The sequence below is a fragment of the Cupriavidus sp. GW821-FHT07C08 genome (assembly GCF_059419025.1).
Genome location: NZ_JBWKQZ010000006.1, coordinates 258783 through 280026, shown reverse-complemented (window position 1 = coordinate 280026; position 21244 = coordinate 258783). Strand labels below are relative to the sequence as shown.

Below are 21244 nucleotides of genomic sequence, written 5' to 3'. Positions count from 1 at the left end.
AGGTCGATCGTCACAGGGGCCTTGCCCGCGGCGCTCGACCACCTGGAACGTGGAGCTTTCGGCAAGGTGGTGCTGCGGCTGCGCTGAGGCGCGGGCAGGACTGCTATTTGCGACCCTTGCCGCGCACGCTCTTTTTGGCCGCGGCGGCGCGCGCCGCTTCTTTCTCGGCCGCTGCCGCTGCGCCCAGCTGCTCCAGCCAGGACATGCCCTCGACATAGGACAGGAAATGCCGCAGGTATTCCGGCGATGTCTCGCGCATCAGGGACAGTGAACGATGCACGAGATGGTCGGTATTGAGCGGCCCGGCATTCTCCGGCACGCGTTCCAGCGACAGGCGGAAGTGCTGCTCGACGCTGACCCTGGCCCAGGTCTCGCGGAAGTAGTCGGCCAGGGCATCGACCAGCGGCGCGTCGGACTGGGGTGCGTGTGCCGGCACCGGCGTGGGCGATCGGGCATCGTTCGAGGCGACCGCGATGGCGGGCCTGGCGCGTGCGGTGATGTCGTGCACGAGTGCGCCAAGCGCGCTGGCTGTCGGGCCGGATGTTGGCGTGGACGGCGCGCCACCATCGCCAATATCACTATCGTTGCCTGTGTACCGCTGCACGATGGCTGCATACGCGGCGGCCAGACCTCGCAGGCGCTCATCCAGCAAGCCCCGCACCGCGCCACTGTGTCCGGCGCAGCGGCGGGCCAGCGCTTCCATCAGGCGGAAGCGCACGGGATCGGCCTGGTCGGCGCCGCTGGCCTGCCAGGCGTCCAGTTGCGCGCGGATATCGGCTGCCACGTCGAGGTTAGCCATGCGGCTTCACCGTGCCCGCGGTCACGCGCGGCACCGGCGAGATTTCCACGCGCCGGTTCTTCGCGCGGCCCTCGGCATCGGCATTCGGTGTCACAGGCTGCTGCGAACCGAAGGCGGCCGAGAACACCGAGGTGGGCGGGATGCCGGCATCGATCAGGGTGCGGGTCACGGTCAGCGCGCGCTGCGCCGACAGCTCCCAGTTGTCGGCAAAGCGGCGGTTGCCTTCGCGCACCTGCTGGTCGTCGGTAAAGCCGCTCACCATCAGGATCTCGTCGCGGCTGCGCAGGTAGGCCGACAATGGCTGCGCCAGGCTCTTCAGCAGGTCGCGGCCTTCAGGTTGCAGCTGGTCTGAGTTGAGCGCAAACAGCACGTTGCCGCTGATGCCGATGCGCCCGTTCACCAGCGTCACGCGGCCGGCCGCCAGCGGCCCCGCCAGCGCCTTTTCCAGCGTCTCGCGGCGCTGTGCTTCCTCCTGCCGCTGCTTCACCTCGGCTTCCAGCCTGGCCGACAGTTCCATCTGCACGCCGATGACCCCCAGCAGGACCAGCACGAACGCGCCCAGCAGCACCGACATCAGGTCGCCGAAGACGGCCCACGCCGGTACGGTCGGCTCAACGCCGGCGTCAAGGTCCTCTCTCATGCCGCCTCTGCGCTGGGCGCTTGCTGGCCGGCGCGCTGCTGCAGGTCCTCAAGGATCTGCTTTTGCGACAGCATGCTCAGGTCGACGACTTCGCGCGCCTGCGCCACGTAGTAGGCCAGTTGCTCGTCGCTGCGCGTCATCGACTTGTCCAGCGCGGCCTCGATGCGCTGCAGGTGGTCGATCAGCTTGCCGTTGGATTCGCTGAACAACTGCACCGCCACGCCAAAGGCCTCGCCCAGGCTCGCGACTTCGACCGCGCTGCCGGTGACCTGCGCGGCGATGTCGGTGAGCTTGCCGGTTTCGGATTCGACCTTGTCGGTAAAGCGCGTGCCGACGCGGTCCAGCAGGTCCGCCGTGGTGGCGACCAGGGTGTCGACCGCGCTGCGCTGCTCAGTGGAGGCATGATTCACGGCATCCAGCAGCGTGCCCAGCGTTTCCAGCATGCGGCTGCGTTCTTCCAGCATGGCGTTGTCGCGCGCCATGCCGTCGGTGAGCTTCTCGCGCAGTTCCGCTATGACCTCCGCGGCGGCCTTGGGCGCTTCGGATGCGGCCTGCATCAGGTGGGCGACTTCGGCGATGGTGCCGGTGGCCTGGGCCTGCGCCTGGGCTGCCATGTCGCGCGCGGTGACGGCCAGCGTCTCGCAGATTTCCTGCTGGCGGCTGACGGTGTGCGCGCTGGCCTGTTCCCATTCCTGGCGCAGCGATGCGGCCATGGTGCCGAGCGTGTCGGTCCAGGCAGCCATGCGTTGCGCGTCCTGCGATGCCAGTTCCGCCTGCAATGTGGTGGCGGCCTTGGGTGCCTCGGCCGCGGCTTGCACCAGGCGGTCGATTTCGGCGAGGGTGGTGCTGGCATGCGCCTGCGTTTCGGTCGAGATCGCGCGCGCGGTCTGCGCCAGCGCCTCGCAGATCTCCTGCTGGCGGGTGGCGGCGTGCGTGCTGGCCTGTTCCCACTGCTGGCGCAGCGTGGCGGCGATGGTGCCAAGCGTATCGGTCCAGCTGGCAAAGCGCTGTTCGTCGCGCGCGGCCAGCTCGGCCTGCAGCGCAACGGCCGCCTTCGGGGCGTCCGTTGCGGCCTGCACCAGACGGTCGATCTCAGCGAGGGTGCGGCTGGCATGCGCCTGGGTCTGGGCCGAGATGTCGCGCACGCTCTGCGCCAGCGTCGTGCTGATCTCGTCCTGGCGGCTTACCGTGTGCGCGTTCAGCTGTTCCCACTCCTGGCGCAACGCGGCGGTCATGGTGCCGAGCGTATCGGTCCAGGCGGCGAAGCGCTGTGCATCGCGCGAAGCCAGTTCCGCCTGCAGCGCGACGGCCGCCTTCGGCGCGTCCGACGCGGCCTGCACCAGGCGGTCGATCTCAGCGAGGGTGCGGCTGGCATGCGCCTGGGTCTGGGCCGAGATCTCGCGCACGCTCTGCGCCAGCGTCGTGCTGATCTCGTCCTGGCGGCTTACCGTATGCGCGTTCAGTTGCTCCCACTCCTGGCGCAACGCGGCCGTCATGGTGCCGAGCGTATCGGTCCAGGCGGCGAAGCGCTGGGCATCGCGCGAAGCCAGTTCTGCCTGCAGCGCGACGGCCGCCTTCGGCGCGTCCGAAGCGGCTTGCACCAGGCGGTCGATCTCCGCAAGGGTCTGGCTGGCATGCGCCTGGGTCTGGGCCGAGATGTCGCGCACGCTCTGCGCCAGCGTAGTGCTGATCTCGTCCTGGCGGCTTACCGTGTGGGCGTTCAGTTGCTCCAACTCCTGGCGCAAGCCAGCCGTCATGGTGCCGAGCGTATCGGCCCAGGCCGACAGGCGCTGCGCGTCGTGCGCGGCCAGCTGCGTCTGCAGTCCGGCATGCGACTCGCCCACGGTGCGCACCAGTGTCGCCGCATGTTCGCCGAACGCGACCGCGGCGGCCGTCAGGGCCTGCTGGTTGTCGCTGGCGAGCTTCTCGCCGGTACGCTCCTGGCGCGACAGCGCCTCGCGCCATGCGTCGGCAGCACTGGCGGCAGCCGTGTCGAGACGGGTGGCGACACCGTCCAGCAGCCCGGCCGAACGTTGTTCGAAGGTCTGGGCAAAGCCGTCGAGGGACGTGCGCAGGTCCGCTGCCAGTGCCTCGCTCGCGCGTTGATGCCCGGCCAGCGCCTGGTTCCAGGTAGCCGCGACGTCAGTGGTGGCGGTCTCGAAGCGGCTCGATACCCCATCCAGATGCTGTTGCACGGCGTGGGTCACGGTGTCGCGCAAGGCCGTGGTTTCGCGTGCCAGGCCCGCCATGGTCGCGTCCACCGCAGGCTGGATCGCTGCGCTCGCGGCGCGGGCGCTGTCGGCAATGCTGTCCTTCAGCGATTGCTCCACCGAAGACGCCAGGCGCGTGTAGACCACTTCGGTCTTGCCGTGGAAGGCATCCTGGCTGGCGGCCAGGCGCTCGGTCAGGGCCTGGTTCTGTTCCGCCATCGTGGTCATCATGGCCTGCATGCGCTCGACCAGTGCCGGCATCACGTCGGCCTGGCGCTGCAGCAGCCGGAACGCTTCATCACGCTGGTGGCCGCGCGAATAGGGGCGCAGCGTGGTGGCGATGCGGCTGTCCAGCGCCTGCGCGGCCTGGATCCGCTCGCGCCGGCACAATGCCGACAACAACCCCAGCATCGCGGACGTGGCCACGCCCGCGACCGAGGTGCCGAAGGCAAAGCCCAGGCCCTTGACCGGTGCGGCCAGCGAGGCGCGGATGGCCTGCAGGTCGGTGGCGGTCTCCAGCGCGATGCCGGTGCCGCGCAGGGTCGCCACCATGCCCAGGAACGTGCCCAGCATGCCCAGCAGCACCAGCAGGCCGACCAGGTAGGGTGTCAGCGCGGGGCCGGGCAGGCCGACGCGCTCGCCTTCCACGCGCAGGCGGGCGCTGTCGCGCAGGCTGGGATGCAGCCGTTCCAGCCAGCTGCCAAGGCTGGCCGGCGCTTCGGACAGGCAGGCTACGGCCTGCGCCAGCGTGGCCGTAGCCTGCCGGTAGCGGTACAGCTCATACGCCCCCGCCAGGTAGCAGCCGCCGATCAGCAGCGTCACGGCCAGCGCCAGGAAGTTCGTGCCTGCATAGCCGGCGGCGATCCAGCACACGATGGCCAGGCCCGCCAGGAAAGCGACAATATGGGTAAGGTATCGGGTCATGATGTTCTGGTTAGCTGTCTTGCAGCGCCGCCAGCAAGCCTTCAAGGGGCTGCCAGCGGATGTCGAGTTCGGCGAGCAATACGCTCTGCATATCCCTGCGGAATACCCCCAGCCATGCACCGGGCCTGGCCGTTGCGGGCTGTCCCGCGGCCTGGGCTTCGGCCAGCGCCGCGGCTTCGGCCTGGCGCAGGCGCTGGAAATGCGGCTCCAGCATCGTCGGCAAGGCGCCCAGCAGGCTCTGTTCGCGCGCGCCCAGCACGCGCTCCATCACGGCATCGACCATGGCCAGCTTGGCCATGCCGGGTGCGCGGCCGGACAGCGCGCCGCGCAGGCGCCCGCGCAGGTCGCCGATCGCGGTCTCCATGGTCTGTTGCAGCGTCAGGTAGCGCTGGCGATAGACCGCGTAATCGACCTGCGCATCCACGGGGTCGGGCAGCGCGGACGGCCGGGCCGGCCCGCGCCGCTTGCCGGCAAGCGTGGTGTCTTCCACGATGGCATCGGCCAGCGCGGCGCGCACGCGCGCGCATTCGCGTGCCTCAGTGCTGTCGGCAGCACGTGCGGCAGGCGACGCTGCCGGCGCATTGGCCTTCAGCGCCGACGACAGCGCGATCGCATCCGCCCAGCCAAGCCATTGGCTCAGCTGGCTTGAGAGCGAGCTTGCAGGAGAGGGGGCGTCGGCGTCGGTCAGGCGAGCCAGCAGGCGGACTAGCGTCGGGCCGCTGAAACCTGTGCGCCGGGGCACTTGTAACATTCCGCTGGATTGGAAAAATCCAGCAGTTTACACGGCCCAGAGGGGCTGGCGTCAGTAAATGGGCGGAGCGGCCGCTCATCGACGGCCCGGCCCGGCCGCCGCCTTGACCGTCACTGCGGCCTTGACTCGGTTGTCTTCGAAGACTTGGTCGATGCGATACCAGCGGTGACCGGCCTGTCCGGCCGACCCCCTGAGCGTGCCAAGGCCCGGATTCGCGCCCGGGTCGAGCATCCCTTCCATGTGTCAAGAACCTGTTTGGTCATCGCAAGGTTCGGTACAAGTACAATCCTTGGCAAATTGACACACGAATACTACGAGGGGACGACATCATGGGTGTGGTTTCAGGCCGCCTTGCGCCGGGGTGCCCTTGAATACACGTTTCATCGAGGCCTTCATGTGGGTAGCGCGGCTTGGCAGTTTCCGCGCTGCGGCCGACCATCTGCACATCACGCAGGCTGCAATGTCAAATCGCATCGCCTCGCTCGAGCAGGAGATCGGTGCCCGCGTCTTTGAACGCGAAGCCCGCGATCTGCGCCTGACGCCGGTTGGCCTGCGGTTGCTCAGCTACGGGGAGCGGATGCTCGAGCTGCAGCGCGAGATCATGGTGCTGGGTCGCTCGGACCAGCAACTGCTCGGGCTGGTGCGCATCGGCGCGATCGAGACCGTGGTGCATACCTGGCTGGTCGACTTCCTGCGCCACCTGAGTTCGACATATCCCGGCATCGAGGTGCAGATCACCTCCGAGACGACCGAAGGGCTGCACAAGAGCCTGCGCGCCGGCGCAATCGATATCGCGCTGCAGACCGACACCGCCGTCGGCGAAGGCATCGCCAGCATGCCCTGCCTGCCGATGGCGATGGGCTGGGTCGGCCCGCCAGGCGAGCCGCAGCCGGGTGAAGGCGTGCTGGTCGGGCTGCTCCAGCATCCGACCATCACGATGAGCCCGGGCTCGCAGCCCCACGTTGCGCTCAAGGAGCTGTATCGCAAGGCCGGATTGCCGGTAGGCAAGGTGCATTGCGTGAGCTCGATCGCCGCCATTGTCAGGCTGGTCAAGGGCGGGTTCGGCAATGCCCTGATGCCGCTGGCACCGGTGCGCGAGCAGGTCGAGCGCGGCGAATTGCGCCTGCTTGCCTGCGATGTCCCGCTGCCACCGCAGCGTGTCGTGGTCAGTTATCACGACCATGGCGTTTCCGAGGCCATCCGCTTCGTTGCCGAACTGGCCTGCCGCGAATCGGATCAGTTCGTCCAGTCGCTGCCTGCACCATATTCGGGGGCCTAGAGAGGCCGTTGCGCCACCCTGGTGCGGCTTCCCGGCCGTATCCACAAGAAAAACTGATCGGAAGGACCAACAATTTCCCGTTTGTCCTGACTCGCTGCTGCAACGATCATCGACTCATCTGCCACACCCGGCGATCACCCCGTCAGAGGAGATAGAGTTTGATGAGCAATCTTGCGGCCATTCCCCCACATGGCTTGTTGTTCGTCGCGTCCGATGTGGATGCGGCCGATGAAGCCGATTTCAACCTCTGGTACGACCGCGAACACGTAGAGGAGCGTGCGCGCGTTCCAGGCTTTATCTCGGCCGCGCGCTACCAGGCAGTGCACGGTGGCCCGAAGTACCTTGGCCTCTATCGCACCGAATCGCTGGCCGCGTTCACCTCGGCCGCCTATAAGCAGGCCTTCCGGCACCAGACCCCATGGTCAGTCACCAACCTTGGACGCATGCGCAAGCCGATGCGCCGCGTGTGCTCGGTCGATGCCTCGGTGGGACAAGGTAGCGGCAGCTGGCTCGCGGTCCTTCCACTGCCGCGCGCCGACGATGCCGTGTCCCTCATCGATCGGGCCGGCGAGGTCGGAGATGAACTCTCGCTGCGGGCAGGGTTCGTCCGCTCCTATCTCCTCGTTCCAGACGACGAGCTCAGTCAACCTTTGCCCAATGAGAGCCTCGAAGGCCGCCAACTGCTTCCCTTGTTCGTCGTGGAGAGCAGTGACGAACAGGCAAGCGAGCTTGCTCTGAACATCGCGGCGCAGGGCCTGCACGCCGATGCCACCGGCGCGACGCGCTACATCCTCAAGTGGAAACTCTACGCAAAGGAACTGACGTCATGAGCGAAATAATTTCTTCTGCAACCGACGTCAGCTCTGCAGCCGGCGCGCGCGATGCCAGCGCCAACGCAAAGATGCGCCGCCTGGCTGCTGCCAGCTCAATCGGGACCACGCTGGAGTGGTATGACTTTACCGTCTACAACCTGATGGCGGCGCTGGTCTTCAACGTCATCTTCTTTCCGTCGTTCGATCCGCTCACGGGTACGATCCTGGCGTTCTCCACGTATGCCGTCGGCTATGTGTCCAGGCCGCTCGGCGGCATGGTCTTCGGCCATCTTGGCGACAAGCTCGGCCGCCGCTTTGTCCTGGTGACCACGCTGATCCTGATGGGCGTGGCCACCGGGGTGATGGGCATGCTGCCGACCTATGCGTCGTGGGGCATCTGGAGCCCGCTGCTGCTGGTGGCGCTGCGCTTTGTACAGGGCGCCGCCATCGGCGGTGAGTGGGCCGGCGCAGTGCTGCTGGCGATGGAGCACGGCAAGCAGAACCAGCGCGGGCGCAACGCGTCCTTTACGCAGGTGGGTCCGTCGGCCGGCACGCTGCTGGGCACTGGCTTTATTGCCCTGGTCTCGCTGTTCCTGAGCCCGGAGGACTTCCTGGCGTGGGGCTGGCGCATCCCGTTCGTTTCGAGCGTGGCGCTGGTGGTCTTCGGCTTGTGGCTGCGGCGTGGCGTGGATGAGACGCCGGCATTCAAGGAAATGGCTGCCCACAATGCCCAGGCCAAGACTCCGCTCAAGGAAGTGTTCGTATCGCACTGGCGGCGTCTGCTGGTGGCCGGCGGCGTGCGGATCGGCTCGGACGTGCTCTACGCCCTGGTCGTGGTATTTACGCTGACCTATGTCACCAGTGTGCTGCACCTGTCGCGTCCGCTGGCACTGACCGCGACGATGCTGGGTGCGGCCGGCAATGCGCTGACGGTGCCGCTGTTCGGTGCTTTGTCTGACAAGCTCGGCCGCCGGCCGGTCTACCTGACCGGCGCGCTGCTGGGAATCGTCTGGGCGTTCGCATTCTTCGTGTTGATGGACAGCAGCCAGCCGTGGCAGATCTGTGTGGCCGTTGTGCTGGGGCTGCAGATCCACGCCGTCATGTACGGCCCGCAGGCAGCGTTCGTGACCGAGCAATTTCCGACGCGGGTGCGCTATGCAGGCTCATCACTGGCTTACACCCTGGCAGGCATCCTCGGTGGCGGCTTCGCTCCGCTCATCATCACGAGCCTGTACAGGGCCTATGGCACAACCGGCGCGGTGTCGCTCTACGTCTGCGTGGCGTTGGGCGTGACGCTGGTTGCGCTGCTGGCTGCCCGCGAGACGGCTCACAAGCCGCTTGAGCACTAGATCAGGCGTGGCCCGCCGGTGTCGGACGGGCCGAGCCTGCCGGCTGCATTCCGCTTGCAGCCCATCCTTCCCAACTACTAGTACCGCATGCCTACTCTGCAATTCCAGCTCGCCGGCGAGGGACCGCTGGCCCTGCATATCGACCGGCTCGTCATTGCCGGATGGACCGGACGCGATGCCGACGCCGTCAACCACCACATCCGGGAACTCGAACAGATCGGCGTCAGGCCGCCTTCGACCGTTCCGTGCTTCTACCCGCTTGCCGCCTCGCTGCTGACCACCGCGCCGTTGCTGGAAGTGCCGCGGGAGGATTCATCGGGTGAGATCGAGTTTGTGCTGATGGCGGGCCCAGACGCGCTCTATGTCGGCGTGGGCTCGGACCATACGGACCGCAAGGTCGAGGCCTATGATGTCACCGTCTCCAAACAGATGTGCGCCAAGCCGGTCGGTAGGGAGGTCTGGCGCTTTGACGATGTCGCGGCGCACTGGGACCGGCTCGAGATGCGCTGCTGGCGCACTCGGCATGGCGTGCGTGAGCTTTACCAGGAAGGACTGGTGACACGCCTGCTCGATCCTCGCGATCTGATCCGCCGTCTGCATGCCGAGGGCGCGCTGCCGCCCGGTACCGCGATGTTCTGCGGCACCCAGGCCGTGATCGGGAAACTGGGGGGAGGAGAGGCATTTGAAGTCGAGCTGCACGATCCGGTATTGCGGCGTTCGATACGTCATGCGTACCGCGTGGCAAGCCTGGAGGTAGCCCCTTGATGCGTACCGATCTTCCCACCATCGCCGAACTGGCCGCCAGCCTGAATGCCGGGCGTACTACGAGCGTCGCGCTGACCGAACAGGCGCTGGAGCGTATCGACAGTCATCGCACGGCAGGCGGCGCGGCTTTTGTTGAGGTCGATGACAAGGGCGCGCTGGCGGCGGCCGCAGCGGCAGACCAGGCGCGTGCTGCAGGCTATGTGGCATCGCCACTGGCCGGCCTGCCGGTTTCGGTCAAGGACTTGTTCGATGTGCGCGGCCAGGTGACGCGGGCCGGCTCAAAGGTGCTCGATGGCACTGGTGCGGCGGCTGATGCGCCCGCTGTGGCCCGACTGCGCGCGGCGGGCGCGGTGCTGATCGGGCGCACCAACATGAGTGAGTTCGCTTTCTCTGGGCTCGGCCTGAATCCGCACTACGGTACGCCCCGCACGCCGTTCGACGAAGCCTGCATCGCCGGCGGCTCGACCTCAGGCGGCGCCGTCAGCGTGGCGCTCGGCATGGCCGTGGCCGCGCTCGGTACCGACACGGGGGGCTCGATCCGCATTCCGAGCGCGTTCTGCGGACTGACCGGTTTAAAACCCAGCGCACGGCGCGTGCCGCTTGAGGGCGCCGTGCCGTTGTCGACCTCGCTCGATTCGGCCGGCCCGCTGGCGCGTTCAGTGGCTTGCTGCGCGGCTTTCGATGCGGTCCTCAGTGGTGAGGCGCTCGACAGCCGGCCCACTGCGCTCGCGGGCCTACGCTTATACGTGACGCGCGATTTCGTCACGGAGGGTCTGGACAGCGAAGTCGCGCGTGGCTTCGACGCAGCCCTGTCCAGCCTGTCCAGGCTCGGTGCGCACGTCATCCCATTCGATTTCCCCGAGCTTCACCGCCTGCCACAGATCAATGCCGGCGGCGGCCTGACCGCGGCCGAATCGTGGCACTGGCATCGTGCGCTGCTGGACGAGCGCGGCGCTGCCTACGACCCGCGCGTGGCGACACGGATCCGCCGCGGCCAGCAACAGAGCGCCGCCGACTATCTGACCCTGCTCAAGGAACGCGAAGTCATGCGCCAAAGAGCGGCAGAGCTTTTGCGTGATGCCGATGCCTGGCTGATGCCGACGGTGGCCGTCCGGCCGCCGCGGCTCGACGCGCTCGACAGCGATGAAGCCTTCTTTTCGACCAACGGCCTCATGCTTCGCAATCCCAGTGTCATCAATTTTCTCGATGGCTGTGCGGTATCCCTTCCGCTTTCCGCCGCCGTGCCGGGCGTCGCGCTCAGCGTCTGTGGATTGAACGGTGCCGACGAGCGAATCCTGCAAGTTGCCGGTGGGATTGAAAAAGGCCTACGCTGAAGTGTGTATGGTTGGCACGTTTGCCGCGGACGGAGCGGGGCGGCGCACTGAACGCGGCGGCGCAGGCGCCTGATTCCTGGCCGTATCCCCCTGCGTGAAAGGAACTCAGCTGTGCTGCCTGGCAGCACAGAATGATGGTTTTGCCTGCGGCTGTGGTCCCACTCAGGCATCTCCGGGGCAAAAGAGGTGTCCGGATCGACTTTATTCAGATCACCTGAAGAATTTATTTAGTTCACTTTTTTCCACCTCTCAGCGACAGTCTAGCGACCGCAAATCGCGATACTGGAAAGAGAGGGCCCCATGTCTATCTCAAACCGCGCTGTCGCTGCCTCCATGCTGGCCGTCTCCATGTTGGCGGGCCTGGCCGGATGCCATAGCCCGTCGGCCGCGGCGTTGGCTGCGGCGTCGGCTGTCACGTCGCGCCCCGACCCGGCCGCGGTGTCGGAACAGGACATCAACGATGCCTACGTCTACCTGCTGGGCCGGCTGCTGGTCCTGCGCCAGCAGCAAATCGACTTCCAGAAGGAAGGCTTCCAGTGGAACCGGATCATTCATCGCGACGTCGGCGGTGTGTCGTGGGCCAACCCCAATCTGGATGTCGCCTACAGCGAGGCCTGGGTTGCAGTCGACGAAAAGACCTGCACGGTCTTCAGCGTGCCGGCCATCAAGGGGCGCTACTACACCATTCAGTTCCTGAACGGCTGGGGCGAAACCGTCGCCAATATCAACGAGCGCAACTATCCGGACCATCCAAGCGGCGAATTCGCGATGTGCCTGAAGGGCGCCACTGCGGCACTTTCGCCCAACGCCAGACGCATCGACCTGCCGGGCAAGACCTCACGGGTGCTGGCCCGGGTGGAAATCGGTGCAGACAAGAAGCAGGCCATTGCGCTGCAGCATCAGATCACGACGCGGATCACTGGCACGCCGACGATTGCCCCGGTGCCTGCCACGCCCGCCTTCAGCAATGACAAGCTCCCCGGTGTTGAAGCCTTTGACTCGGCGGTCGTTGCGCTTCGCTCGGAGCCGGACATCAATCCCGGCATGGAGCCCATCCAGGCCAAGGTGCGCGCCGTGAGTGCCGCGGTGGCCAGCAGCCCCGCCGAACGCGCGCGGGTGGACAAGGTCATCCGCGAGAAGACGCTGCCGGCGTTCTTCCAGTCGTTCTCCACCGCAGGTACCGTCAGGAACGGCTGGAACCGGCCCGCTACCATTGGCAAGTACGGCAGCGACTACCAGACCCGCACCCGCATCAACCTGGGCGGGATCTGGGCCAACAGCACGGATGAGGTCGTCTATTTCAAGACGGATACAGACGGGACCGGCACCAAGCTCGACGGCGGCAATGTCTACACCATCACCTTCCCGAAGGGCGAGCTGCCTGCCCGCCACGTCAAATACTTCTGGTCGGTGATTGCGGTGGATTCCAGGAACTTCCGCGTGATCCCAAATGCGCAGAACCGGTTCCTGATCAACAAGCAGTCCAGGCTGAGCTATGGCAAGGACGGTTCGCTGACGCTGTACTTTGCGCCTGCCAGGCCGAAGGACGCGCCTGACGGCAACTGGCTGCCCACGCCCAAGGGGAAGAACTACCACCTGACGTTCCGGCTCTATGGGCCGGATCAGCCGGTCCTGTCCGGGGAGTGGTTCCCGGCGCCGCTGGTCAAGCGCAACTGAGGAGGCCAGTCTTGGCAGGAAGGCGCCTGCCAGCGCGGACCTAATCCTCCGACACCTCGCAAAACCGCAGCCGGTTCCCGAACGGATCGGCCACCTGCAGCATCCGCCCCCAGCCCACATCCTCAATGCCGGGCCTGGCATACGGATAGGCCTTGGCAGACAGCTCCCGCTGCAGCGCATCGATATCCTCCACTGTGACGAACACTGTCGATCCCGGCGTGGCGTCGCCATGGTGTTCGCTCAGGTGCAGCGTCAGGCCGCTGCGCCTGACCTGCGCGTACAGCGGCAAGCCGTCCTCAAACCGATGCTCCCAGTCGAGCGTGAAGCAGAGGAAGTCGAGGTAGAACTCCTTGGCCTTGTCGACCGAGAAGATCCGGAGGATGGGGATGCCGGCAGACAGGTTCATGGTTTTCTGTTCGATAGTTGCGCAGGAGTGCCAGATCATAACGCCGGCCAGCGGTGATTCGCGCGGCCGGCGCATAAGCATTCGCGACAATCTTCGTTGGCTTTGTGCGGGCCCATGACTAAGCTGGCGCTCCTGATGAAATCCCGGAGTACCGTCATGAACCCGACCCACGACTCACGCCGCCGCCTGCTTCTGGCCGCAGCGGGCGCCGCAGCTGCCGCCAGTGCGCTGCCAGGCGTCAGCTGGGGGCAGGGCCAGACCGCGCTGCGCATCGGCTACCAGAAGTCCTCCACGCTGATGATCCTGCTGAAGTCGCGGCAGACGCTGGAGAAGGCGCTGTCGCCCAAGGGTGTGGCGGTGCAGTGGTACGAATTCACCTCGGGCTTGCCGCTGCTTGAAGCGCTGAACCTCGGCAATATCGACCTGAGCGCCGACGTGGCCGATGCGGTGCCGCCGTTTGCGCTGGCCGCGGGTGCTGCGCTGACCTACTACGCCAGCGAGACGCCTTCGCCGCAGGCACAGGCCATTGTCGTGCGCGGCGATTCGCCGATCCGCGAGGTGGCGCAACTCAAGGGGCAGCGGGTGGCGTTTGCCAAGGGCGCAGGCGCGCACTACCTGGTGCTGGAAGCGCTGGCGCGCGCGGGTCTGTCGATCCGCGATATTGAACCGGCATACCTGAGCCCGGCCGATGCGCGCGCGGCGTTCGAGCGCGGCAGCGTGGCCGCATGGGTGATCTGGGATCCGTTCCTGGCCGCGGTGCAGCGCCAGGCCAATGCGCGTGTGCTGCGCGATGGCGAGGGGCTGGCGAGTTATCGCCGCTTCTACCTGGCGGCGACGCCGTTCGCGCGCGCGCATGCCGAGGTGCTTGAGGTGGTGTTCGATGCGTTGCGCGACGCGGGCGACTGGGTCAAGCGCAATCCGGCCGAGGCAGCGCGCTGGCACGCGCCGCTGATCGGCCTGGATGCGGCCACCGTGGAAGCCGCGAACGCGCGGCGCAGCTATGCGGTGCGCACGGTCGACGCCGCCGCGCTGGCCGAGCAGCAGCGCATCGCCGATGCCTTCACCGCGCAGCAGATCCTGCCGCGCAAGGTAGCGATCTCGGCGTCGCCGGTCTGGCGCAAGGCGTAGCCGGAAGGGCGCCGGCTACGCTTACGCGACTTGCTTCGCACAATCCGCCCCGGGGGCTCAACGCGAGCCCCGGGGCATGCCGCATCAAACCACTCCCATCTCCGGATCGCTGACCGCGTCCTCGCCGGTCTCCATCCGCCCCGCAAAGCGACGCGCGAACGACGGGCTGGCCTCGCAGGTCACGACGAAGTCGTACCAGTTGCCGCTGTCGGCCACCGGCCATTCCACCATTTCCACCTTGCCCCGCTTCACGCTTTGCGTCCACGGGCCGTCGTCGCGGTAGGCCAGTGCCGTGACGGTGAAGGTCACGTCGGCATCGCTGTCGTTATGCAGCTTCACCTGGATCGTGGGCTTCTTGCACGGGTTGTAGCAGACCTGGATTTCGGTGGACGTGATCACCGCTTCGTTGATGTCGCCGGAGAATGCGCGGTGATAGCCGTTGGGTCCCAGCACCCACAGGTCGTATTTGCCGCCGTCGGCATTGATGTCCCACGCATCGTCCAGCGTCTTGCCGGCTTCGACCACGTAGCGGCGCGGAATGCGGTCGAGGTGCAGCTTGTCATAGACGTGGAACAGCGCGCCGGCCTGCTTGGTGCTGGCGTTGGCGAACAGCAGGCGCACTGCCTTGGATGCGGCATCGACGCGTGCACTGGTATGCAGTTCATATGGCAGCTTGCGCGACGGACGCGTGCCGGTGTCCTGCTCCGGCAGCGCGGGCGTGGCCGGCACCGGGATCGCCGGCTGGGTTTGCTGCCAGGCGGTCAGGCTGGTGGCGTCGGCACGGGTGGTGCGGCCGGCCAGCGTGGGCAGGGTCTCGGTGTTGGGCGTGGCAAAGTTGAAAGCGCTGGTCAGGTCGCCGCAGATGGCACGACGGTAGGCGCTGATCTGCGGCTCCATCACGCCGAAGCGCGCCTCCAGGAAGCGCAGCACCGAGGTGTGGTCGAACACTTCAGAGTTGACCCAGCCGCCGCGGCTCCACGGCGACACCACCCACATCGGCACGCGCGGGCCGGGGCCGAAGGGCTTGCCGTCCTGCGGCGGCTGCTTGGCCGTGGCGGGCTGGAAGTTGAAGTACTCGTACGCCATCTGCGCGTCGTCGAGGGTCGACTTGCCGGCCAGCGTGCCGTCCAGGTTGCGCGACGGCGCGGTCGGCGGCGGGCTGTGGTCGAAGAAGCCGTCGTTCTCGTCGAAGTTGATCAGCAGCACGGTCTTGCTCCAGACCTCGGGCGATGCCGTCAGCGCGTCCAGGATAGCCTGCACGTACCAGCCGCCCTTGGCCGGGCTGGACGGGCCGGGGTGCTCGCTGAACTCGGCCGGCGGGATGATCCACGACACCTCGGGCAGCTTGCCGTTGAGCACGTCGTCACGCAGCGACTGCAGGAAGCCGCCGTCGGGCATGGTGTTGCAGAAGCCCTTGGCCAGCGGGCTGTACTGGTCGTCGATGTCCGGGTTGTAGGGCGGGTTGACGCCGGTGCCGGCGGTGTTGGAGAGCTTGCGCCCGACGGGCATCTTCTCCATCTCTGCGCGCCAGTGCCGGAAGCTCATCATCTGGTTGCAGCCATAGTTGTCCGGCACGTTCTGGTAGACCTTCCAGCCCACGCCGGCAGCCTGCAGGCGGTCGGCGTAGGTCTTCCAGGTCCAGCCTTCGGTGGAGGGGCCAACATCGGCGCCCGCGTTGAACTCATTGACCATCACGGCGACGTTGTCGCCGGTGGGACCGTTGCTGCCGGTCCAGTAGAACAGGCGGTTGGGGATGGTGCCGGTGTGCATCGCGCAGTGGTAGGCATCGCACAGCGTGAAGGCGTCAGCCAGCGCGCGCTGGAACGGGATCTCGGCGTCATCGTAGTAGCCCATCGACAGCGTCTTCTTGGCCACCGGCCAGCGGTCCATGCGGCCGTGGTCCCACGCGGCCTGCGCGTCGGGCCAGGTGTGCGGCGTGCCGCCGGCGCGCTGCGCGTTGCCCTGGGTTTCGTCGAGATGGTAGGGCGTCAGCAGATTGCCGTTGGCATCGGTCTGGTAGAACGCGTTCTTGCCATTGGGCAACGGGATCGCGAAGCGGTCGCCGTAGCCGCGCACGCCCTTGAAGGTGCCGAAGTAGTTGTCGAACGAGCGGTTCTCCAGCATCACCATCACGACGTGCTTGACGTCCTGGATGGTGCCAGTGGCGTTGTTGGCCTCGATGGCGAGCGCGCGGCGGATGCTGGGCGGAAAGCTGGCCAGCACCGCGGCGGCGGCGCCGGTGCCGAGGCTGGTCTTCAGGAATTGTCGCTTTGACGGGTTGAAGGTCATGGCTGTCGCTGGTCGGTCTGTCGCTGGATCGGAAAGCGGGCCCGCATCACGGGGCGCAACGCGTGGTGCAGGTGCCGGGCTGGTCAGGCTTGCCTGGCTGGTCCGGCTTGTTGCCATTGGCGGAGGTGGGCTGGAGGGTGCCGCCGCTCGCGCCCGGCGAGTCGTCGCCGCCGCAGGCGGTAAGCATCAGTGCGAGGGTGAGGGTGCCGGCCGCCAGCCATGGCCGGGCGGAACGCGACAGCAATGAAGGTCTCATTTGTGCATGCCCTGTAGTCGTTGAGGGGGATAACGATTGCCGAGCCCAGGCGCCGACATCGGATGCAGGCCCATGGAATTCCGCCGCGCGGACGACAAGTGCGGGGAACTGGCCGGTTCGGGTGCGGTTGGCCTTGGCTTGTCGTGACAGCGAGCGATTGTTGATTGGTCAAATGTCAGATGTTTGACATCCAACACATTTGGCGATTTTGTTTTGTAACCAAAAGTGTCGCGCTGGCAGAGTTGGCAATTGCTGGCCGGCCCCGCTCACTCTCAGTCAAGCTGGCGTGCGTTGGGCCCCATCGTGTGCACACAACGGGCATCAATGAATACGCAGGGCAGGGTAGAATCAGGCCATCCCCGTCCTCCGCATGCCGCCGCAGTCCATGTCCGAAGAAAAGAAGAGCCTGTCCGAAACCATCCGCGCCGCGATCGAGCAGGAGATTCTTTCCGGAAAGCTTCCCAGCGGCGCCCAGCTGGAAGAGCAGCAGTTGCTGGCGCGCTTTGGCGTGTCGCGCACGCCGGTGCGTGAAGCGCTGATCCAGCTGGAGTCGGCCGGCCTGGTGGACCTGGTGCCGCGCCAGGGCGCGATCGTGTCGTCGATCTCGCTGCGTGAGTACGTGGCGATGAACGAGATCCTGGTGCAGCTGGAGGCGTTGGCGGCGCGCCTGGCCGCACGCCGCATCTCGGCGACGCAGCGCACGGCGATGCAGGCCGCGTTCGACGACTGCCGCGCGGCCGCGGAGCGTGCCGATTCCGATCGCTACCGCGAGGCCAATGATGCCTTCCATGAAGTCATCTATGCGGCCTGCTGCAATGACATCCTGTCGCGGCAGATCCGCACCATGCGCGCGCGCATGCGCGGCATGCGCGACCTGCGCTTCGAGAAGCCGGCCCGCATCCTGGCCTCGCTGGCCGAGCATGAGGCGGTGATGGGCGCCATCGTGCGCGGCAATGAGGACGATGCCGCGGCGGCAATGGTCCGGCATATTGCCACCGGGGGCGACGTCTACGCGGACATGATTGCCTCCATGCCCGGCGACGAGGCCAGCGGCAAGCGCGGACGGCGCTAGTCGATGGCCGCCGGGTCAGGCAGGCTCAGTCCAGCTTGACGCCGGCCTGCTCGATCCGCGTCACGGCCGACTTGCCGTCTGCCGCGGCCCACTTGCCGAACTCCGCCGGCGACGCCGAGGTGGAGACCTCGCTGCCATTGGAGGCGAGCTTCGCGCGCAGCTGCGGATCGGCCATCACCTTGGCGGTGGCGGCAAAGAGCTTGTCGCGGATGCCGTCGGGCAGGCCAGCCGGCCCGTACAGCCCGAACCAGAATGTGAAATCAAAGCCCGGCAGCCCCGTCTCCGCCAGCGCCGGCAGACCCGGCGCCACCGCCGATGGCTTGGGCGTGGTCACGCCGATCATCTTCACCACACCCTGCGTGCCCATCGGCAACACCGACGCCGCCGTGCCGAACGACAACTCCACCTCGCCCGCGGCCACGGCCTGCAGCGCCGGTGCGCCGCCCTTGTAGGGCACGTGCGTCATCTTGACGCCGGTGGCCTTCTCGAACTGCAGCCCGGCGAGATGCGGCGAGCCGCCGATGCCGGACGACGAGTAATTGAACTTGCCCGCCTGCGCGCGCGCCTTGGCCACCAGGGTCTTGATGTCGCTGACGTTCAGGTTCTTGTTGACGGCCAGGATCAGCGGCGACACGGTCAGCCGCGTCACCGGGGTGAAATCGGTCGCCTTGTAGCGGGCCTTGTAGAGCTGCTGGTCGACGCCATACAGCGTTGACGTGGCCAGGCCCAGGGTGTAGCCGTCAGGGGCCGCCTGCGCCAGCGCCGCGGAGGCCAGCGTGCTGCCGGCGCCGGGCTTGTTGTCCACCAGCACGGTCTGGCCAAGCTCCTTCGACAGGGCCTCGCCGAACACGCGCGCGACATAGTCGGCCGCGCCCGCCGGCGTGTAGCCCACCAGCAGCCGGATCGGCCGGGTCGGGTAGTCCTGCGCAGCGGCCATGGCGGGCAACGCAGCAAGGGCGGCGCCGATCGCGGCGCGCCCGAGGGTGTGTTTCATCGCTGTCTCCTTTGTGTTCTCGTTATCGCTATTGCGTGTCCTGGCCGCTGGCGCTCAGGACGCCACGTTGGCTTCGCGCAGGGCCGCGACGCCGGCTTCGTCATAGCCAAGCCCGCGCAGGATCTCGTCGGTGTGCTCGCCGGGATCGGGTGCGGCGCGGGCAAAGCGCTCGGGATGCGGCGCGGCCGACAGGTTGATCGGCGAGCGCAGCAGTTCCAGTGGCCCCAGCGCCGGGTGCTCGGCGGGCCGGGTCATGCGCAGGTGGCGCACCTGCGCGTCCTCGAAGGCCTGGCCGATACTGAACACCGGCCCGCACGGCACCCCGGCGGCATTCAGGCGCGAAGTCAGTTCGGCCGCGCTGAAGGCGGCGGTGCACTGGTTGATGGCCTGGTCCAGCCGGTGGCGCTCGGCGGCACGGCCCGCGGCGGTCTGGAACGCGGGATCGTCCAGCAGCCAGCCGGCCTCGACGGTGCGGCAGAAGTTGGTCCACATGCGGTCGGTGCTGGCGGCGATATTGACCACGCCGTCGCGGCAGCGGTAGGTGCCCATCGGCACCAGCGTCGGGTGTGCATTGCCCTGCTGGGTCGGCACTTCGCCGTCGACGGTGTAGCGCGTGGCCTGGAAGTCCAGCTTGTTGAGCATGCCTTCGATCAGCGAGGTATGGACCCATTGCCCGCGGCCGGTGCGCGCGCGGTGCAGCAGCGCCAGCAGGATGCCCTGGCCCAGGAACATGCCCGCGGTGGTGTCGGAGATGGCAATGCCCACGCGCAGCGGGCCTTTGCCGGGCTCGCCGGTGACCGAACTCAGTCCCGACATGCCCTGCACGATCTGGTCCAGTCCCGGGCGCTCGCAATAGGGCCCGTCCTGGCCGAAGCCCGAGATGCTGGCCAGGATCACGCGCGGATTGATCGCGCTCAGGCGCTCATAGGTCAACCCCAGCCGCTCCTTGACCACCGAGCGGAAGTTCTCCACCACCACGTCCGACCGGCGCACCAGGCGCGCCAGCACCTCGGCGCCCTGCGGCGTCTTCAGGTCCAGGCACAGGCTGCGCTTGTTGCGATGCAGGTTCTGCTCGTCCGAGCCGCGCCGCCGCCCGGTGACCGAACCACGGTCCTGCGGCGGGGGCGGCTCCACGCGGATCACGTCGGCGCCCCAGTCCGACAGCAGGCGCACCGCCGCCGGGCCGGCGCGGGCGATGGACAGGTCCAGCACGGTGATGCCGGACAGCGGCAGGTCCGCGGACGGGGCATGAGGCCCGGCGGCTTCGGTGCCGGGAGGCAAAGACGACATGGCAGTTCCTTGGCGATGGATTGGTCTTGAGTATACAAATAACAATCATAAAAATACGTATACGGAGTTTCCATGATGCGGAGCGCAGCGGGATGGCGTAGGCTGCGAGGACTTTCATACGGATTTGCGTCACCTGGATCGTATGGAAATGTCATTTGAGTCATATGGAGTAGGGCGATCGGCGGCCAGACTGCCGGCTCCAATTGTGATCGTGCCTGACCGGTGCCCACCTTTTGAGGATTTGTATGCTGACTGATGCTGTCTGTATTAACAGGGTGGGCGGACCTGAGGTGCTGGAGTCCTGCCAGGTCACGGTGCCGCCGCCCGGTCCCGGCGAACTGCAGTTGCGGCAGTCGGCCATCGGCCTGAATTTCGCGGACATCTACCAGCGCAAGGGCGCGCACGGCCCCCACACCGCGGCGCCGTTCCCGGTCACGCTGGGCTCGGTTGGCGCCGGCAAGGTGACCACGGTTGGTCCCGGCGTAGAAGGGTTCGAGGTTGGCCAGCGCGTCGCCTGTATGCATCCGGGCGCCTACCAGGTGACGCGCAACGTGCCAGCCGGCCGGGTCGTGCCTTTGCCGGACGCGATCCCGGAAGAGGTGGCCGGCGCCACGCTGCTGCGCGGGCTGACGGCCGAGTACCTGCTGCGCCGGCTCTACGCGGTGCAGCCGGGCGAAGCGGTGCTGGTGCACGCCGCGGCCGGGGGCATGGGCGTGCTGCTGTCGCAGTGGGCGCGCGCGCTCGGCGCGACCGTGATCGGCACCGTGGGCAGCGAGGCCAAGCGCGCGGTAGCGCTGGAACATGGCTGCCACCATGTCATCAACTACCGCGAGGCGGACTTCGTGGCCGAAGTCCAGGCGTTGTTCGGCGGCGAGGGCGTGGCGGTGGTCTACGACGCCGTCGGCAAGGACGTGTTCGTGCCGTCGCTGCAATGCCTGCGGCCGTGCGGCATGGCGATCAACTACGGCACCGCGTCGGGCGACGTGGAGGCCTTCGACCTGCAGCTGCTGCACGCGCGCTCGCTGATCGTGTCGCGGCCCACGCTGCGCACCTATATCGCCAGCCCGCAGGCCCTGGCCAATGCCGCGGCCACGCTGTTCGCCGCGGTCGCGGGCGGGCAGCTGCGGCTGGAGGTCAACCACCGCTACCCGCTGGCCGCCGTGCGCGACGCGCACCGCGACCTGGAGGGCCGGGCCACCACGGGCTCGGCCGTGCTGATCCCTTGAACCCGGCGAGCGCCAGATGAAACGCCGTCGCGCCCCGCAGGCC

19 protein-coding genes are annotated in these 21244 nt (G+C 67.2%); 9 read left to right on the top strand and 10 right to left on the bottom strand.

Annotation, left to right across the window (positions count from 1 at the left end; genetic code table 11):
- Nucleotides 1–103 precede the first annotated feature (103 nt).
- The 5 genes from AC07UK_RS11000 to AC07UK_RS10980 all read right to left on the bottom strand — a co-directional run bounded on the left by AC07UK_RS11000 (nucleotide 104) and on the right by AC07UK_RS10980 (nucleotide 5564).
- Entirely contained in the window at nucleotides 104–799 is a 696-nt protein-coding gene (locus AC07UK_RS11000; protein WP_436224083.1) for a DUF2894 domain-containing protein, read from the bottom strand.
- Complete coding sequence (locus AC07UK_RS10995; RefSeq protein WP_114136067.1) at nucleotides 792–1439, bottom strand: OmpA family protein; 648 nt, start codon at nucleotides 1437–1439, stop codon at nucleotides 792–794. Before AC07UK_RS10995 ends, AC07UK_RS11000 begins: the two co-directional genes overlap by 8 nt.
- Entirely contained in the window at nucleotides 1436–4573 is a 3138-nt protein-coding gene (locus AC07UK_RS10990; protein ID WP_494685686.1) for a DUF802 domain-containing protein, read from the bottom strand. Before AC07UK_RS10990 ends, AC07UK_RS10995 begins: the two co-directional genes overlap by 4 nt.
- 10 nt (nucleotides 4574–4583) lie before the next feature.
- Nucleotides 4584–5324: a DUF3348 domain-containing protein gene (locus AC07UK_RS10985; RefSeq protein ID WP_494685685.1), complete on the bottom strand. Its 741-nt coding sequence runs from the start codon at nucleotides 5322–5324 to the stop codon at nucleotides 4584–4586.
- A 75-nt stretch (nucleotides 5325–5399) separates the two neighbouring features.
- Nucleotides 5400–5564, bottom strand: coding sequence for a hypothetical protein (locus AC07UK_RS10980; protein ID WP_436224080.1), 165 nt, complete (start codon nucleotides 5562–5564; stop codon nucleotides 5400–5402).
- A gap of 127 nt (nucleotides 5565–5691) precedes the next feature.
- On the opposite strand from AC07UK_RS10980, the gene AC07UK_RS10975 reads away from it, so the two are divergent.
- The 6 genes from AC07UK_RS10975 to AC07UK_RS10950 all read left to right on the top strand — a co-directional run bounded on the left by AC07UK_RS10975 (nucleotide 5692) and on the right by AC07UK_RS10950 (nucleotide 12540).
- Complete coding sequence (locus AC07UK_RS10975; protein WP_436224079.1) at nucleotides 5692–6603, top strand: LysR family transcriptional regulator; 912 nt, start codon at nucleotides 5692–5694, stop codon at nucleotides 6601–6603.
- Nucleotides 6604–6764: 161 nt separating this feature from the next.
- Complete coding sequence (locus AC07UK_RS10970; RefSeq protein ID WP_436224078.1) at nucleotides 6765–7433, top strand: hypothetical protein; 669 nt, start codon at nucleotides 6765–6767, stop codon at nucleotides 7431–7433.
- A complete protein-coding gene (locus AC07UK_RS10965) occupies nucleotides 7430–8764 on the top strand; it encodes an MFS transporter (protein WP_436224077.1) in 1335 nt (444 codons plus the stop codon). Before AC07UK_RS10970 ends, AC07UK_RS10965 begins: the two co-directional genes overlap by 4 nt.
- Before the next feature lie 87 nt (nucleotides 8765–8851).
- The gene (locus AC07UK_RS10960) at nucleotides 8852–9529 is read left to right on the top strand and encodes a DUF2848 domain-containing protein (protein ID WP_436224076.1); all 678 of its coding nucleotides are present in this window, start codon (nucleotides 8852–8854) and stop codon (nucleotides 9527–9529) included.
- Complete coding sequence (locus tag AC07UK_RS10955; protein ID WP_494685696.1) at nucleotides 9529–10863, top strand: amidase; 1335 nt, start codon at nucleotides 9529–9531, stop codon at nucleotides 10861–10863. The genes AC07UK_RS10960 and AC07UK_RS10955 overlap by 1 nt, the downstream gene beginning before the upstream one ends.
- 300 nt (nucleotides 10864–11163) lie before the next feature.
- A complete protein-coding gene (locus tag AC07UK_RS10950) occupies nucleotides 11164–12540 on the top strand; it encodes a DUF1214 domain-containing protein (protein WP_494685684.1) in 1377 nt (458 codons plus the stop codon).
- A gap of 40 nt (nucleotides 12541–12580) precedes the next feature.
- Here AC07UK_RS10950 and AC07UK_RS10945 read toward each other — a convergent pair whose 3' ends face one another.
- Nucleotides 12581–12946, bottom strand: a complete 366-nt coding sequence (locus tag AC07UK_RS10945; RefSeq protein WP_436224074.1) for a glyoxalase superfamily protein — start codon at nucleotides 12944–12946, stop codon at nucleotides 12581–12583.
- Nucleotides 12947–13102: 156 nt separating this feature from the next.
- On the opposite strand from AC07UK_RS10945, the gene AC07UK_RS10940 reads away from it, so the two are divergent.
- Nucleotides 13103–14074, top strand: a complete 972-nt coding sequence (locus AC07UK_RS10940) for an aliphatic sulfonate ABC transporter substrate-binding protein (RefSeq protein ID WP_494685683.1) — start codon at nucleotides 13103–13105, stop codon at nucleotides 14072–14074.
- An 84-nt stretch (nucleotides 14075–14158) separates the two neighbouring features.
- Here the strand turns inward: AC07UK_RS10940 and AC07UK_RS10935 are convergent, their stop codons facing one another.
- Together AC07UK_RS10935 and AC07UK_RS10930 are read right to left on the bottom strand one after the other, a co-directional pair.
- On the bottom strand, nucleotides 14159–16363 hold the full coding sequence (locus AC07UK_RS10935) for a phosphocholine-specific phospholipase C (protein WP_494685682.1): 2205 nt from the start codon (nucleotides 16361–16363) through the stop codon (nucleotides 14159–14161).
- Between the two features lie 46 nt (nucleotides 16364–16409).
- Nucleotides 16410–16607 carry a hypothetical protein gene (locus AC07UK_RS10930; RefSeq protein WP_436224071.1) on the bottom strand — a complete coding sequence of 66 codons (198 nt, stop codon included), beginning with the start codon at nucleotides 16605–16607 and terminating at the stop codon, nucleotides 16410–16412.
- Between the two features lie 397 nt (nucleotides 16608–17004).
- Between AC07UK_RS10930 and AC07UK_RS10925 the strand changes: the two genes are divergently transcribed.
- The gene (locus AC07UK_RS10925; RefSeq protein WP_436224070.1) at nucleotides 17005–17691 is read left to right on the top strand and encodes a GntR family transcriptional regulator; all 687 of its coding nucleotides are present in this window, start codon (nucleotides 17005–17007) and stop codon (nucleotides 17689–17691) included.
- A gap of 25 nt (nucleotides 17692–17716) precedes the next feature.
- Here the strand turns inward: AC07UK_RS10925 and AC07UK_RS10920 are convergent, their stop codons facing one another.
- Together AC07UK_RS10920 and AC07UK_RS10915 are read right to left on the bottom strand one after the other, a co-directional pair.
- Complete coding sequence (locus AC07UK_RS10920; RefSeq protein ID WP_436224069.1) at nucleotides 17717–18685, bottom strand: Bug family tripartite tricarboxylate transporter substrate binding protein; 969 nt, start codon at nucleotides 18683–18685, stop codon at nucleotides 17717–17719.
- A gap of 54 nt (nucleotides 18686–18739) precedes the next feature.
- Nucleotides 18740–19975, bottom strand: coding sequence for a CaiB/BaiF CoA transferase family protein (locus AC07UK_RS10915; RefSeq protein WP_494685681.1), 1236 nt, complete (start codon nucleotides 19973–19975; stop codon nucleotides 18740–18742).
- A gap of 245 nt (nucleotides 19976–20220) precedes the next feature.
- Here AC07UK_RS10915 and AC07UK_RS10910 point away from each other — a divergent pair, with 245 nt between their 5' ends.
- Nucleotides 20221–21201, top strand: a complete 981-nt coding sequence (locus AC07UK_RS10910) for a quinone oxidoreductase family protein (RefSeq protein WP_436224067.1) — start codon at nucleotides 20221–20223, stop codon at nucleotides 21199–21201.
- The last annotated feature ends 43 nt before the right edge of the window (nucleotides 21202–21244 follow it).